The sequence below is a fragment of the Paenibacillus sp. J22FR5 genome, assembly GCF_059691975.1.
Map to the genome: position 1 here is coordinate 124,229 of NZ_JCAUAN010000006.1, position 15,697 is coordinate 139,925.

General features: G+C 46.7%; 16 protein-coding genes. 7 read left to right on the forward strand and 9 right to left on the reverse strand.

From position 1 onward, the window contains the following. Positions 1–125: 125 nt before the first annotated feature. From nfsA to AC58P7_RS11205, 5 genes are all read right to left on the reverse strand, one after another. Positions 126–854, reverse strand: a complete 729-nt coding sequence (gene nfsA / locus AC58P7_RS11185) for an oxygen-insensitive NADPH nitroreductase (RefSeq protein WP_497342743.1) — start codon at positions 852–854, stop codon at positions 126–128. A gap of 263 nt (positions 855–1,117) precedes the next feature. Continuing rightward, positions 1,118–2,173, reverse strand: coding sequence for an acyltransferase (locus tag AC58P7_RS11190; RefSeq protein ID WP_497342745.1), 1,056 nt, complete (start codon positions 2,171–2,173; stop codon positions 1,118–1,120). Between the two features lie 114 nt (positions 2,174–2,287). Continuing rightward, positions 2,288–2,863: a ferric reductase-like transmembrane domain-containing protein gene (locus tag AC58P7_RS11195; protein WP_497342747.1), complete on the reverse strand. Its 576-nt coding sequence runs from the start codon at positions 2,861–2,863 to the stop codon at positions 2,288–2,290. Continuing rightward, the gene (locus AC58P7_RS11200; RefSeq protein ID WP_497342749.1) at positions 2,860–3,825 is read right to left on the reverse strand and encodes an FAD:protein FMN transferase; all 966 of its coding nucleotides are present in this window, start codon (positions 3,823–3,825) and stop codon (positions 2,860–2,862) included. The genes AC58P7_RS11195 and AC58P7_RS11200 overlap by 4 nt, the downstream gene beginning before the upstream one ends. Before the next feature lie 29 nt (positions 3,826–3,854). Then, positions 3,855–4,232 carry a hypothetical protein gene (locus AC58P7_RS11205; RefSeq protein WP_497342751.1) on the reverse strand — a complete coding sequence of 126 codons (378 nt, stop codon included), beginning with the start codon at positions 4,230–4,232 and terminating at the stop codon, positions 3,855–3,857. A 349-nt stretch (positions 4,233–4,581) separates the two neighbouring features. Here AC58P7_RS11205 and AC58P7_RS11210 point away from each other — a divergent pair, with 349 nt between their 5' ends. From AC58P7_RS11210 to AC58P7_RS11230, 5 genes are all read left to right on the forward strand, one after another. Continuing rightward, positions 4,582–5,973: a YheC/YheD family endospore coat-associated protein gene (locus AC58P7_RS11210; protein WP_497342753.1), complete on the forward strand. Its 1,392-nt coding sequence runs from the start codon at positions 4,582–4,584 to the stop codon at positions 5,971–5,973. Between the two features lie 8 nt (positions 5,974–5,981). Then, complete coding sequence (locus tag AC58P7_RS11215) at positions 5,982–7,094, forward strand: YheC/YheD family endospore coat-associated protein (protein WP_497342755.1); 1,113 nt, start codon at positions 5,982–5,984, stop codon at positions 7,092–7,094. 104 nt (positions 7,095–7,198) lie between these two features. Continuing rightward, complete coding sequence (locus AC58P7_RS11220) at positions 7,199–8,563, forward strand: YheC/YheD family endospore coat-associated protein (protein ID WP_497342757.1); 1,365 nt, start codon at positions 7,199–7,201, stop codon at positions 8,561–8,563. Further along, positions 8,563–9,690 carry a YheC/YheD family endospore coat-associated protein gene (locus tag AC58P7_RS11225; protein WP_497342759.1) on the forward strand — a complete coding sequence of 376 codons (1,128 nt, stop codon included), beginning with the start codon at positions 8,563–8,565 and terminating at the stop codon, positions 9,688–9,690. The genes AC58P7_RS11220 and AC58P7_RS11225 overlap by 1 nt, the downstream gene beginning before the upstream one ends. Before the next feature lie 6 nt (positions 9,691–9,696). Next, positions 9,697–10,797 carry a YheC/YheD family endospore coat-associated protein gene (locus AC58P7_RS11230; protein ID WP_497342760.1) on the forward strand — a complete coding sequence of 367 codons (1,101 nt, stop codon included), beginning with the start codon at positions 9,697–9,699 and terminating at the stop codon, positions 10,795–10,797. A gap of 87 nt (positions 10,798–10,884) precedes the next feature. On the opposite strand, the gene AC58P7_RS11235 is transcribed toward AC58P7_RS11230, so the two are convergent. From AC58P7_RS11235 to AC58P7_RS11250, 4 genes are all read right to left on the reverse strand, one after another. Then, on the reverse strand, positions 10,885–11,259 hold the full coding sequence (locus AC58P7_RS11235) for an ArsR/SmtB family transcription factor (protein ID WP_497342762.1): 375 nt from the start codon (positions 11,257–11,259) through the stop codon (positions 10,885–10,887). A 28-nt stretch (positions 11,260–11,287) separates the two neighbouring features. After that, positions 11,288–12,322: a cation diffusion facilitator family transporter gene (locus AC58P7_RS11240; protein WP_497342764.1), complete on the reverse strand. Its 1,035-nt coding sequence runs from the start codon at positions 12,320–12,322 to the stop codon at positions 11,288–11,290. Positions 12,323–12,517: 195 nt separating this feature from the next. Further along, positions 12,518–12,742, reverse strand: coding sequence for a spore germination protein (locus AC58P7_RS11245; protein ID WP_497342766.1), 225 nt, complete (start codon positions 12,740–12,742; stop codon positions 12,518–12,520). Between the two features lie 75 nt (positions 12,743–12,817). Further along, positions 12,818–13,489, reverse strand: a complete 672-nt coding sequence (locus tag AC58P7_RS11250; RefSeq protein WP_497342768.1) for an HAD family hydrolase — start codon at positions 13,487–13,489, stop codon at positions 12,818–12,820. 248 nt (positions 13,490–13,737) lie between these two features. Between AC58P7_RS11250 and nagB the strand changes: the two genes are divergently transcribed. Both nagB and nagA read left to right on the forward strand, forming a co-directional pair. Beyond that, positions 13,738–14,466 (forward strand): glucosamine-6-phosphate deaminase, encoded by a 729-nt coding sequence (nagB, locus tag AC58P7_RS11255; RefSeq protein ID WP_497342770.1) that lies wholly within the window; start codon positions 13,738–13,740, stop codon positions 14,464–14,466. Then, a complete protein-coding gene (gene nagA, locus AC58P7_RS11260) occupies positions 14,463–15,635 on the forward strand; it encodes an N-acetylglucosamine-6-phosphate deacetylase (RefSeq protein ID WP_497342772.1) in 1,173 nt (390 codons plus the stop codon). Before nagB ends, nagA begins: the two co-directional genes overlap by 4 nt. Positions 15,636–15,697: the final 62 nt, after the last annotated feature.

Sequence of the window (15,697 nt, forward strand, 5' to 3'; positions counted from 1 at the left end):
ATTTTTGAAACCTTTCAATCTGATCACACACCCTTCGCTTAAAAATAACCTCGCACCTATCTCTATTTTCATTGTATGAGACAAGTTCTAGTTATATGAACGCAGGGTTGAAAATGAAGACGAGTCTATTCCACTTCGAAGCCTTGGCTGCTCAGGAAGGCTTTCATATGTTTCCTTGGGTGCTGCGCTTTCGCAGCCATTTCCTTCGTCCAGGTCGTATCTACTTTGCCGCTGGTGCGCACATTCATATAGTCGCGAACCGTCTCGTCGTACGCCTCGACCGCGGCTTGGTTATGCGTATACCCATTCTCATGGTATACAGCTTCTAGCGGGAGCCGCGGGCGCTGCATCGGCTCTTGATCCGGCATGCCGATGCACATGCCGAAGACCGGGTACACGAGCTGGGGTAAGCCCAGCAGCTCGCTCACTTCAGCGGGCTTGCTGCGCAGCCCGCCAATATAGACGACGCCGAGGCCAAGTGACTCGGCGGCAATGGCTGCATTTTGCGCAGCTAATGCAGCGTCGACCGTGGCAATGATGAGATTCTCAGCATTGCCGGTAACTGGCGTGTCCACATGACGGTGGACCGCCTCCGCGTAGCGGTGCAGGTCTGCGCACCACACGAAGAAAAGCGGGCACTCGCTGACGTAAGCTTGATTGCCAGCTAACTCGGCTAGCTGCCTCTTCAAGTCAGCGTCCGAGACGTGAATCACGCTGTATGCTTGCATATTACTCGAAGTCGAGGCGGCTTGAGCGGCATTGATAATCGCCTCACGTTGTTCGATACTAACGGGCTCGTTTGTAAATTTACGGATGGAGCGATGACTTTGTAAAAGATCAATAATGGTATTCATTCCCTAGATCCACGTCCTTCTTCTCATTTCTTTCAGTTTCCCTGAAATAGGCGCAATGATCAATATTTCTCCTTCTTACAGACTAATCGATTTTTTCGTGTAATTCCATGCTGCAGCTGACCACTGAGCACTTATCCGCAATCATATAAATACATAATTTAGGAGACAACGAAAAACTCCCACAAAACCTGCATTTTTGCAGTTTCTGTAGGAGTTTCGAGATGAATGGTTTTCGCCACTGTGAATCAAGGTACTCTCCAACTTTATTTCAACAGCACTTTTCTTCCTTTTCGATACAGCAAGGTCAACGCCCATGGAATGCCTACAATCAGTACAAATACGATTCCATTGTAAACGTTGAATAGCAGAATGGAGCCTGGCATGTGAACCTTATACTTCCAGAGGGAAAGCAAGGCGGGGTGCATGAGATAGACACCGAAGGAAACCATCCCAAGCGAGACGAAGAAGCTCGCCACCCGCTTCCATTTTAATAGAAGTTCCTTGGCCATCCAGATCATGCTCACACCAATGCCTAGACTATACAGCAGCCACATGATCTCAAACCATGTATTTTCAAAGGAATGTCCCTTAGATGCTAATAAATACAGCCCTGTGTATACCAGACCACTCAAGATGGAAGACGGAATCACCCAACCTTTATTGCGATCCAACCAAGCGCGGAAATGACCATAATTCATCCCAATGGCGCCGCCAACGAGGAAATAGCCGAAATACGTGATACATAGCTCAGGTTTATGGCTGATTGCACCGAACCAATGGCTATAGATGTAGACGCCAGCCTGGATCGCTAACCCCCAAAACGCCAGCGTTTTACGAAACCAAGCTGCATTTCGGACTGCCCAAACAAGCAGCGGAAACAGCAGATAGAACTGCACGATAATGATCATAAAATACAGATGATAACCCGAATCCGCCCATTTTAACTGCTTGAGAAAAACGCTAAGATCTACTTTTATTGGATGCTCTGGCGTCCATAGCCATGGATTATATATATAGTAGAAAAAGGACCAGACGATATAGGGGACAAGTACTTGTCGAACCCGTTTCCAATAGAAAATACCAGCTTGCTTAGCGCTCCAATTATCCTCATAAATATAGAACAATACGATGCCGCTCAGAAAAATAAATACGGGAACAGCAAAATAACTTATTTTGTTCAGAAATAAAATAAACAGCTGTGTGCTGCTGCCTTTCAAAGCGGGATCCACTGTCCAGTCCGCCGTTACATGAATCAGGACGACCGCTAAGATGGAAATTGCTCTGACAATATCAAGCTCCGTGATTTTTGCTTTTGCCATGTCGGTTGCCTATCCTCATTTCCTTATAAATACCCTTTTACTATAGACATTTTCGACATGTTTCGCAACAAGGGAATAAGCAAAAGAGCCCCAATCGAATGATTGGAACTCGCATCACACCTGCTTGCTTTGACCTACCTTCACTTGACGTTTACGTGCCGACAGTTGGAATCTCATAGCTGTTAAACCAACTAGGATGATCGCTGTCGCGATATACATTAGTGAGGCCCATCCTTGCTTGCTATCTGTACCTATCAGGATACCGTGCAACAGGGACAATACAAAAATCGGATAGGACAACAAATGAAAAGTTAACCATACCTTGCGCTTGAGCTTATTCCGAATATCCGTGGTAAACAGAACAAGTAATAGGCCATACATGGCAAGCGTGCCAATGCCATTTAATACAGGGTTATGTTTGGCTGTAAACGGAATAAGCAGTTCTGCCCAGTCGAAAGGCATGAACGTGTCTATAATGAGAAGAACGGTATGCAAGAGTGCAAAACAGGTTCCCGTTAGATTCGCATACGTGTGCCAGCGGAGCAATTGCCCCTTTTTGTGTCCTTTAATCTGAGGATAGCTATAGGTGATTCCGAGAGCCATGCCAACGAACAATATCAGATATGAGAGAATACCAAAGATTCGAATGAGCATCCAGGTAGGTAATAATTCAACGAAAAAATGAATCATAGACTTCTTACTCCTTTCAATCCGGTCCATGTTAGCTCCATGCTGCCGAGTAGTGGCTTTACTTGAAACACATCACCAACCGAAGTGTATAATATAGCTTCCATGCCCTGTGATCTTCGCCGAAAAAGGGGAACCCCTTCTTCCATTCCCAGCATACACATCACTTTTGCCCAAACCTCGCAAGCAATCAAATCTTTGCCGACAACGGTGCATTGCACAACGGAAGATGTGCTTGGCCGCATCGTACGCGTGTCAATGAGATGATGCCGCTCCCCATCACTCGTTTGCCAGCGTCTGCGCAGTGTACTGGAAGTAGCTACAGCACCAGTCATTAATTGAAGTGTAGCTTCATGGGAAGTATCCGATTCATAAGGATTCGCAATGCCAATGCACCATGACTCGTTCTCCGACGCGCCACCCCACACCTCCACATCGCCACCTGCATTAATGAGTCCCCTGCCTACTTGCCAATCCTTACGGAGTTGATCTGCTAGTTGGTGGGCTGTCCAGCTTTTCACAATCCCGCCGAAATCCAACTGGTGACCTGCCAGGATTCGAACTGATTTCATCCATGGATCTACTTGCAGCGCCAAACCTGATCCTCCTAGGGGAGGATGCTGTTCAAGCTCCACATTACTTTCCTTTATCCGCTCAAATGAGTGCCTATACCCCGCTTGCTGCATCGCATGTCCAACACAAATGTCAAAAGCGCCATTCGTTAGTTCATGATAGTGCCTAGCTAACTCAAGCACCTCTACCATGCTGTCAGAAACGAAACTAGGCTGCCCGCTTCGTGCATTGATATAGGAACATTCACTCGAGGGGAGAAACCGACTAAATCGTTGTTCCGCAAGAGCAAATCCATCAAGTATGGGGATTTCAAGCTGGGTTAACGATGTTTCCGATTCTACTAGGACCTGCATCTGTGAATTCATTGCGCGGAATGTGAGTTCGTGAAACATGTGGCCTCCTCTCCCCTCCCATTATGATGCTAGGATGCGTGACTTCTTGTGTGAGTCTGCGCTTGTGGTTGTGTTTGCTGTTGTTGCGGCTGTGTTTGCTGCTGCTGTTGTGGTTGTGTTTGCTGTTGTTGCGGTTGTGAGAAAGTATCGTCTGTGCGATTGAGTTGGTCTCGACTTCTTCCCCTACGTTCCATCCTATCACCTGAATTTCTACCTAATTGCTCTGTAGATTGGGTGTCTGTCTTTTTCTGAGTAACGATTGTTGATGCATTCAGCTTTGAATTAGAAGCATCACGAACAGCCGTTAAAAATTCAGGGCTTTCTTTGACTTCCTGAAACAAATAGAACACAATCATCGCACTCACGAGTCCGATTTGCCATTTCGTCCATTTGGAGGATGCCTTCATACCTGTTCCCTCCCATCAATTTGAATAAGAATTTAAGCTAATTATACGTACTTAGGCGCTTGAAATCCTGAGTAAACCCTAAAAATTAGCTGAATGCTCGCTGAAGTTATGTTTAAAGAATGGGCGCTTTCCTTCAGAAGCCTAGGCACAAAGGGAAATATGTCCTCATATGATGGAGTAGTTTACTTTGCTTAAACAGCAATGCCATTTGTGTCCACATAAGAAAGTTTAAGTCTTCGGTTTACGAAAACAGCTTTCTTATTGGCGATAAAATCTACCTTTAAACGCGGTCGATCATCCTTGAATGGCCTCGATAGGGATTTTCTCATGCTGGAAGGAGTGTTCACTATTGACCAGAACGAAAGTTGGCGTATCCATTCAAAGTACCAGCATCTATTTGGATGATCGGACCGTTGTTCTAAGTGAAGCCATTGCAAGAAAATGGAAAGTTCCATCCAATCAAATGATTAACATGCGATTCGGCTCATACCAGCAGGATGTCAAAGTGGTCACAGCTGCTGTACCGAATTGCCTCCGTGTCGACCCTGCACTTGCATCTAAGATAGGTCTACATCAAGGGGCACGGCTTACCATCAACTATAAGCCAACTTCGAATACAATGTCGATTGGACCTTTAATTGGCGTCATGATTAGCCGCGTTAATACGTCTTCACCCAGCCGCCCATTCGGTACCATTACCACTTTTTGTAAAGAGTTGACTGATGCTTGTGATCAATTAGGGGCTAGTGTGTGTTTCTTCCCACCACAAGAAATGCGTGCCAATGCTCACACACTTTCTGCTTATTCTTATGCCAATGGTTCTTGGAGTAAAAAAACGTTTCCGATTCCCAATGTCATTTACAATCGGCTCACCTCGCGAAAGTACGAGAATATGCCCAACGTTCAACAATTCATGAAGGACGTTAAGTCCCGTTATGGTACGGAAATCTTCAATGAGAAATATTTGAACAAAACAGAGGTTTTCGATGCTCTACGCAAAGATAGCTCCTTGCATAGCTACTTACCGGAGTCCTACCTTTTCAAAAACTTTCAAATGCTGAAATCTATGGCTGCCCGCCATAGTGTTCTTTTCCTTAAACCGATCACTGGAAGCCTCGGCAATGGCATTATTCGTATTCGCCGAGAAGGTCTTGGAGAATCATATACGGCTCATTCAACAAGCCTTGCCGGTGTCCGTAGACAGACCTACCCTTCACTTCTAGCCGTCTTTCAGTCCATCTCTGGAAAGCTCAAAACGCAACGATATCAAATTCAGCAAGGACTGGATCTTATTTCTGCCGAGGGAAATCCGATTGATTTCCGCGCACTTGTGCAGCGAGGAGAAAAGGGGGAATGGGAAATCACTTCCATTGTTGGTCGGATAGCGGGTGCGCAGCACTTCGTCTCTAATCTGGCACGAGGTGGATCCCTATCAACAGTGCCTGCCGCATTAGCCAAAGCCTCTTTCTCAACTGCTGCGGCCAGAACCTCAATAATTCGGCGTTTACGCAAGGCCTCATTGGACATTGCCAAAGGGATCGAAACTCAAATCCCCAGTCATTTCGGAGAACTTGGGATTGACCTTGCCGTTGATAAATCAGGCAGAGTTTGGCTTCTGGAGGTCAACTCCAAGCCATCTAAGGATGATAATACCGCACTGAATCCTGATACCAATAAAAGTAAAATTAGACCCTCTGTTAAAACGTTAGTCAAATATGCTCGTTTTTTGGCGAAGCATTGAGGTGAAACATGCGATTGCAAACACAGCGCCCTTTGTTAGGGATCATGGTAACCGAACTGAACCGGGAACTCCCTTTTGCGAGCTCGGATTTTTATATGAATCTGACTCATCACGGAGCTAATGAGGGGATTGATGTGTTTGTTTTCTCCCCAAATCGCATCGACTGGCAACAAGAAATGATAAGAGGCTACATGTACGAAAGGGCTAGCCAGACTTGGGTCACGAAGTTGTTTCCCCTTCCGTCTCTCATCTATGATCGCTGTTTCTTCAACAATAAGCGTAGTTATCTTACGTATCAATATCACTTGCGCAAGCTGCGTGCCCTCCCCTCTATTCGATTCCTTGGCTACGGCCTGAGCGGAAAGTGGGAAGTGGGGCAGATCTTACAGAAAGATCCTGCCTTACATCCCTACTTGCCTGAGACCAGCCGACTCCGGAACGGACATCAGCTAGAAACCTGGTTTCAGAGCAATTCTGACGCTTTCTTAAAGCCACAGGGCGGTAGTCAAGGCAGAGGTACGATACACATTCACAAGGGAGGAACGTCGTTTCACGTTCAAGGACGAGATGGACATAACTATCCATTTGCACGTACGTTTACGGAGTGGCATTCTTGCTGGCAATGGCTTAGAAATGGGATTGGCTCCCGTCCATACCTCTTGCAAGAATTTTTACATCTCCATTCGACGAACGGAATGGCCTATGATGTGCGATCTTTAGTACAGAAGAATGGTCGCGGAAACTGGGAACATACGGGCATGGCGGTTCGTGTTGGCAAACCTGGAAGCATCACCTCCAACCTGCATGGCGGGGGCACAGCCGAAGATGTGACTGATTTTCTGAATAGAGAATTTGGTGAGATGAAGTCACAACAGCTGATTGATACGATTGCCATGCTTTCCAAACACATTCCTTCCTTGCTGGAAGCATACCATGGTCGACTAGCCGAGCTTGGTATTGATCTAGGGATCGATACCAACGGACGCGTGTGGATTCTTGAAGTAAATTCGAAGCCGGGCAGAACGATTTTTGCCCGTTTGCATAATGAGCGAGCACGTAAGAATTCAATTGCAAATCCGATCCACTATGCTGGATTTTTGTTAAACAAACAGCTGAGCTGAGCTAGCTAAGCTTTGTTTGAACGTGCTCCTGGGGGCAGAAGGTCATCTCTGCCTGTTTTGACACGGAAAGCCCCGTAGGGCAACAAGTTTAGGAGGGTAACCTAATGAGTTTGACATCGTGTATGCTCCACGCCGTACAACGAACAGATAGATCGGTCTACTTAACGAGTGATCTCGCCAAAGCTTTACGGTTAACCGGAATTAAATCCATTACTGTAAAGGTTGGGAGTAAAGGTACTACGTTACCGGTCCGTTTGATCAAAAAAAGTGGTCAGCATATGTATATCCCGCTTTCCTTAATGGCCTCCTTGCGTATTCCTCGCACGGGGAATGTGTTAGTTGTTAATACCAATAATAAAGAGCTTCGTATCGGTCCACTTATCGGCGTTTTAACGAATGTGGAGAATGGAACATCGCCATTCGGCTCGAAAACTGGATTCATTCGCCAAGTCATTAATACAGGTTCACATCGCTCATTCAGCTTCGCTTTTAGTCCCAAGAGTGTGAACTGGATTCAAGAGACCGTTTCAGGCATTATTCCGAAAGAAGGAGGAGGCTGGATGCGCAAAACATTCCCGCTGCCGGACGTTATCTACAATCGGCTATCCAGCCGCACAGCAGAGAAATCAGCAGGTATGGAGGGATTTAAAAATCGCTTCGTGCAACGAGGTATTCCGATTTTTAACTGGAGCTTCTTTGATAAATGGGATGTTTACAAAATGTTAGACGGCGACGATGCATTTCGTTTTGTACCGGAATCCCGCATTAACCCCACTGCCGAACAAATCAAAGAAATGCTCGATAAACATAAATTTATTTACCTGAAACCCACAGCTGGGAGCCTCGGCATCGGCATTTATCGTGTAACCTATAATCCGAAGCGTGGTTATTTCGTCCGCTACCGGAAGTCGAATAAAAATGTCCTGATTCGATATGCCAAATTCGAAGGCTTGATGCAAATGCTGGGTACAGGTCGCGGTCGCTTAGCAAGCTACGTCGCCCAACAAGGCATTCGACTCATCGAAATTGATAATTGCCCCATTGATTTCCGCTTCCACTTGACCAAAAATGGCAATAATCAATGGGTTGTGGCAGCGATTGGTGCTAAGAAATCAGGTAAAGGCAGTGTCACAACGCATATCCGAAACGGTGGTCAACTAATGACACCTGAGCAGGTTCTACGATTAGTTTATGGAGGGCGTGGAGAACAGATTCTTGAGAACGCCAAAGAAACTGCCATTAAGCTTGCTCAGGGGATTGAAAATAATTATGACCATTTGCTCGGAGAGCTAGGCTTCGATATCGGGATCGATCAGAACGAAAAAGTGTGGATGTTTGAAGCGAATGCGAAGCCGGGCAGATCGATTTTCAAGCATCCCTCACTGAAAGATGGAGATGCCGCTACCCTCCAAAGTGTCTATGAGCACTGTCTGTATTTGAGCCGTTTCCGCTCAAGGAGGGAAAACTAATGGGTTTTACCCTTCATGAGAGTGCACCAAAACCTACGCTTGCTATCCTCACGGTGAAAGACAGCTCCCGCATCTTTCGCGGTAACTTAGACAATTTTCTGGATTTGATAAAAACAGGTGAGCGCTATGGACTGGATGTCTATGTCGTGACGACGAAGGACTTCAGCATATCGAATCCTGAGATGTACGGTTATCGCTTTCATCCAGGGGCTAGTAAATGGAGCAGGGAACTCGTTCCCTCTCCTCAAGTTGTTTACAATCGCATTCCTTACCGTAAAATGGAAATGCGGCCTGAGGTCCAGCAAACCATTCAGGCCTGTAAACGCAGCACAAGCGTCCATTTATTCAACCCTTCTTTTTTTAATAAATGGACATTATTCAGTTGGTTAAATAGTGCGAAGGAAAGTAAACCTTACATGCCAGATACACAGCAAATGAACGAGGTATCCGATCTCTCACAACTACTACAGAAACACGCTGTGCTCTACTTGAAACCTGTCAAAGGTAAAGCAGGAAAAGGCATCATGCGGATTGATCGCGTGTCAGCTAAGAATAACGCGGTTCAATATCGCCTGAGCCGTCAAGAAGATAAGAAAATGGTCTATAGTTATCATTCTTCAAGCGATGACATCTGGAAAGAATGGAATCGGCAGCGCGGTGGCCAAGATTATATCGTCCAGCAAGGGATTGCGCTTACGAGATTCAATGAGCGCGCCTACGATCTGCGTGCCTTAATTCAGAAAACAGCTAAAGGTGAGTGGAGCGTTTCTGGTATCGGCGCACGTGTAGCAGGTAAAGCAAGCATCACAACCCATGTTCCGCGCGGCGGATCGATTGATGAACCGCGAAAATTACTGACACATGCGTTTGGCGCTACAGAAGCCAAAAAAATTCTAAGACGAGTTCGGACTGCGGTGATCACACTAGCCACCCAAATTGAGAAATCATCTGGCAATCCTCTTGGGGAAATGTCCATGGATATCGGCGTTGACACGACAGGACACATCTGGTTTTTCGAAGCCAATTCGAAGCCTATGAAATTCGATGAACCACGAATTCGTCAAAAATCCCTTGAACGAATCATACAGTACAGTCTGTATTTGATTAATAATCGGAGAAGAAGGTGATTATGCTTGGCTCAAGAACGACTAGGCGTACTCGCTATCTATTTAAACAATTCTCGTCTTGAAGAACTAGCCTACTTCAAACGACTAAGTACAGAAGGCCAGAAGCTAGGTGTTCAAGTCGAGGTGTTTACTCCGGCGGATGTACAGGGAAACGCAGTGCGAACACTCACATTTGATTCTACTCGAGGGAAATGGATACGGAAGCAAACGACTCTACCTCCCATTGTTTATGATCGCTGCCGCTATAAAGCAGCGGCGAATTATCATATGCTTCAAGCCTTCCGAAACCGCCATGCCAAGCTCATTTATTTAAGTAAACCACTCGCCAATAAATGGGCGATGCATCAAACACTCTCCCAAAGCAGCGCGATTCGACCTTATTTACCAGCGACAGTTCGATACAGTACGATCCACGAGTTGATGAGGTTTCTAAAGAAGTATAAGCTCATCTATGTCAAACCGAAGAATGGCACCGGAGGAAGAGGCATCATGCGTATTGAACAGCTTTCCTCCGATCTATATTTATTACAAGGAAGAAATCAATATCGATCCATCATAGCGCCTTTCCGTGCGAATGAAAGACAGCTAGCGATTAAGCTTCATACGTTGAATCTGAGCCCCGACTATGTCGTTCAGCAAGGCATCCATCTGACGCTAAAAGATGGCCGCGTTCATGACTATCGTTTGCTCATTCAGAAAAACGGGCAAGGTGAATGGGAAGTGACGGGGTGTGCCGGAAGAATCGGTCCTCATCGCAGTATTACATCCAATCTTCACGGAGGCGGTACTGCAGTAACGCAAGATCGATTATTAGGCTATCGCTTCTCTTCCCAAGAGAAAATAGAAGCGATTAAAAGTGAGATGAACGCTTTTGCTTACAAGCTCGCTGACTATTTAGAAGTCAAATTCGGCAAACTGTGTGAGTTAGGTATGGACATCGCCGTCGATCCCAAAGGCAATGTGTGGCTCCTCGAAGTCAATCCGAAGCCTTCACGGGAAGTATTCCGCAGAATTGGTCAGCACGCGACCTACCAAAAGGCAGTGACAAGACCGCTTGAATACGCCCTTTGGATGCTGAATCAAAACAATAAAAGCTCAGAGGATTAATCACCTTCCTCTATAAGTAAAAAACCTGAGATGTAGGGGACGAATCCCTTCCACTCAGGTTTTCTTCATGTGTTGGTAAGATAGGGGTTACATATGCCCTAGATGCCCCATTGTTTGCACAAAAATTTGTTCAATATGCTCATCATCTAGTGAGTAATACACCGTTTTTCCTTCTTTACGTCTTTTGACAATCTGCAGGTCTCTCAAATACCTTAATTGATGTGAAACCGCAGATTGCTCCATCCCTATTCGCGCCCCAAGATCGTGAACACAGAGCTCCTTGTGAAGTAAGAAGTAGATGATTTTAACACGCGTTGGATCTCCTAGCGCTTTAAAAATCTCAGCAATGCCTATCGCCTGCCCATCGGTAAGCACATGCTCACTTTCCCTTTGGGATCTCTGCACATGCGCGCATTCGCAATCTTCGGCTGTCGACTTTGCTTCTAGCAATCCATTGTCCATACCAAACCCTCCAATCCTCACTATCTATTTACACAGAGAGAACACCGTGGTTGTTCGTTGATTTTTCGATTTGAATCGTCGCATGCGTAATGCCAAATGTCTTCTCGATCAGATTAATCGCCTGCTGAAGAATATCCTGACTGTCTCGATCATCCTTAATAAGCAAATGACAACTCAAGGCCTCGATTCCCGATGTAATTGTCCATACATGCAAGTCATGAACGTCAACAACACCTTCAATATCTTCTAGTACTTGTTTAACGGACACGATGGAAATAGAACCTGGTGTCCCTTCCATCAAGACGTGCAGGGTTGATTTCAGTACGCCCCAAGCACTTTTTAAAATAAGAAGCGACACGATGATGCTTATAATGGGATCCGCCGCATACCACCCAAAGAGCAGCATCACAGCGCCAGCTAGTATCGCACCTACCGAGCCTAGGGCATCACCTAAAATGTGCAGATAAGCGCTGCGCAAATTGAGATTACCGTGAACATCGCCTTTACGCATGAGCGACCAAGCACTTAACAAATTAGCAAGCAATCCAATGCACGCGATCAACATCATGGATCCACTAGCTACGACAGTAGGATGAAGAAATCGCTCAACAGCTTCCCAAATAATGAAACCCGCAATCGCAAATAACGTCACTGCATTAAAAAGTGCTGCTAATATTTCAAATCGATGATAGCCAAAGGATAAGCGACCTGAAGTCGGCTTTGCTGCAAACCACAACGCAAGGAGGCTTAAAGCCAGCGATCCTGTGTCACTTAACATATGACCGGAATCAGAAAGCAGCGCCAAGCTATTCGTCCAAAGACCGCCAGCAAATTCAAGAACCATGATACCTGCTGTTATAGCTAGCGCAATTAGCAACCCTTGTTTATTCCCAGAGTGCCCATGGTGATGACCATGTCCGTGGTGGTGGTGACCATGGCCGTGACCATGCTGATGCTCGTGGTTGTGACTGTGGCCTGCATGGTCATGATGCGCATGACCTTTCTTCTCATCTGAATGGTCATGTCCACATGCTTGTTTTTTTTCTGAATCATGCTGATGCATGGCATTCCCTCCCTGGCTGCTCACTCATTATCACACCGCGCCTAACGCTGTTTCAAAAACATATATGAACAATTATTCATATGTTAATAATAAATACGCTAGCTTGCCTGTGTCAATAGGCTTCCTCAAAAATAAAAGACCGATTCATCAACCCACTGAAGGTGAGTTTAAGTCGGTCAAAGTCATGCTTGTTCCTTACGTCCCCGTTGCTGTCTTATTCGCACCGGCATCGATCACGTCGGGGTCGATAGTAATCGTGGCATTGAAAAGGGTTGTCAATACGGCAAAATCTCCTGTTATTCCTCCACCTGCACCTGAATTTGATTTAGATGCACTCGTCGGTGCAATCACACACGTATCTCCGTTTATCAGGCTTCCTTCATTCCTTATGATGTTAAATATCCCTACAAAAGAAGGCATTCTGATCAGCACCTTTATCTCTTAATGTGCTACAGTGTATGCCCAACAACCCTGCTTTGCGACAGATTGCAGAGATTAGGAAATATGATCAAGCAGCTCCGCAAAACGGCCGATTCGTATGTGCGCACCTTCAAGCTCGCCAGCCTCCCGGAAGCCTGCATAATCACAAGCAGCAACCGTCAGATTATTGCGTAGACCCGCTTCCACATCGGAGGAGCGGTCCCCGACCATCCAAGCAGACCCAATCTGATGGGTTTCCAGCAATATTTTGACTAAATCCACCTTCGATCTCGTTTGATACTCGCCTGCACTATACAAGCCTTCGAATACATGTGCGAGACCCTTAGCAGCAACCACTTCCTTGACATATGTCTCTAGCCCATTGCTTGCCACAAATAATCGGACGCCCTTGGCATGAAGTGTCTGCAAAGTTTCAGCTACGCCATCGTATAATACCCCGCGGCCCTCTATTAGTCCTTGAACCTGGTACTTGATCAATAATTTATCCGCTTCCTGATGTGTGGCAATGGGTTCTTCTGGCATAACACGCATCCATATATGTTCAAGGAGCATGCCCAATGCCCCTAAAATCCGTTCTTCCGGCGGTGTCTCTCCCTTGAATAAGCCTCTTGCGCGAAGCTCGTCGAATGTCGCGTGGTAAGCTGGCAACAGTAAGGTTTCCGTTTGAAATAAGGTCCCATCCAAATCAAAAAGCATCGCTTCCGGCAGTTGTCCCCGAGTCGTCATCTTCTTGCTCCTTTATATGTAATAAATAGTTGTTATGATCATAGTTAAGAATGGCAAACATACCCATGTAAGTCAATGTACAATCATGGAAAATGGTTATTGCCGATCTCAAAAAATTCAGTTATGATTGAAATGAGAATAATTTGATCAAAAAATGAAATTTTCATGCAAAATAAGATTCATAAATAGTACAATCTCCACGGACTTATCATTCGAATATTTAGCCAGGAAAGAGAGGATAAACAACAATGAACCTTCATATTTTCCAAAATCAACAAGAACTGAACGAAGCAGGTGCAGGTATTATAACTTCCCTGGTTCAAATGCAACCGAAAGCCGTTCTCGGCTTAGCCACAGGCGGCACACCCGTCGGTATTTACGAAGAGCTTGTGAAAGCCTACGAAAAAGGCCGTGTTAGTTTTAAACAGGTTACTGCCTTTAATTTGGATGAGTACGTTGGCTTACCAGTCGACCATTCCGAAAGTTATCATGCTTATATGCAACAACACTTATTTGCACACATTGATCTTCCTGCTGAATCTGCGCATATTCCGAATGGCAATGCGGCTGATTTGGGAGCGGAATGTGAGCGATTCAATCAACTTTTGGATGATGCCAAGCAAATTGATTTACAAATACTTGGCTTAGGCCATAACGGACATATCGGCTTCAATGAACCTGACGATTCCTTGATTAGCGGCACACATCGTGTTGCGTTGAAAGAGGAAACACGTGAGGCCAATGCGCGCTATTTTGATTCGATTGATGACGTGCCTACACACGCTCTAACAATGGGAGTAGGTACCATCCTGAAAGCGAAAACCATCCTATTGATCGTACGCGGCGCCGATAAAGCCGAAATCGTTCATCGTGCCCTGACGGGACCAATTACAACTGAAGTTCCTGCTACATTGCTGCAAACTCATCCTCACCTTGTTGTTCTTCTTGATGCAGAGGCTGGGAGGCTTTTCGAATGAGTGAACTCCTCATCTCAGGCGCCAAGATTGTCACGGAAGAAGGCATAATTGAAAATGGTTTGATTCATGTGGTTGATGGTAAATTGACCTTCGTTGGGGAACTGTCTTGGTGGAGCCCGGAAACAGCTAGTCCTACTGCCGAGCATATCAATGCTGGCGGCAAATGGCTGCTACCCGGTTTCATTGATGTTCACGTCCATGGCGGCTATGGCGCCGATTTCATGGATGCGAATCCGGAAACTCTCGATACGATAACACGTTTCCACGCCTCACATGGCACCACTTCGATGCTAGCAACGACAATGACGGCTACGCGAGAAGCAATTGACCGCGTGCTTGTCGAAGTGCAGAGCTACATTGAGCAGGGCATGCCTTACACTCAGCTGCTTGGTGTGCATCTCGAAGGGCCATTTGTCTCGCCCAAATGGGCAGGTGCTCAAGATCCGAAACTCATGGTTACGCCGCAGCTTCCATGGCTCATCGATTGGCATGAGCGGTTCCCGCAGCTCATGAAGCAGTTGACCTTGGCCCCCGAACGCGAGGGGGGCCTTGAGATGATCGCGTGGCTGCGCGATCATGGCATCGTTGCCGCATGCGGCCATACGGACGCCAGCTACGCCGACATTCAGTCGGCGGTGGACGCGGGGCTCTCGCATGCGGTGCACACCTTCAACGCGATGAAGCCGCTGCATCATCGCGAGCCTGGAACCGTCGGTGCTGTGCTCACCGACGACCGCATCAGCGGCGAAGTCATCGCCGATGGGATTCACCTCCATCCAGCAACTATTCGGTTGCTGACGATGGTGAAGCAGCCGTATGACTTGCTGCTGATCACGGACGCCATGTCCGCCGCCGGGCTCGGCGACGGGCAGTACGAACTCGGCGGCCAGGCCGTAACCGTGCAATCGGGCGTTGCCCGGCTGACGGGTGGCGGCGAGCTCGCCGGCAGTACGCTGACGATGATGGATGCGCTCCGGTTTATGGTGCGCGAGGTTGGCGTCAGTGTCGCAGACGCGAGCCGGTACGCGAGCGGCAATCCGGCGAGGCTGCTCGGCCTCGAAGCGACGCACGGTTCGATTGCCGAAGGCAAACAAGCCGATCTGCTATTGATCAGCTCGGAGCTTGAGCTCGAGCAGGTTTGGGTGCGCGGTGCGGCAATGAAAGCTTAAGAGTGTGCTTGTCTGCACACGTTTATTCATACAGAGGAAGCATGGTTAACCCTGCTACCACG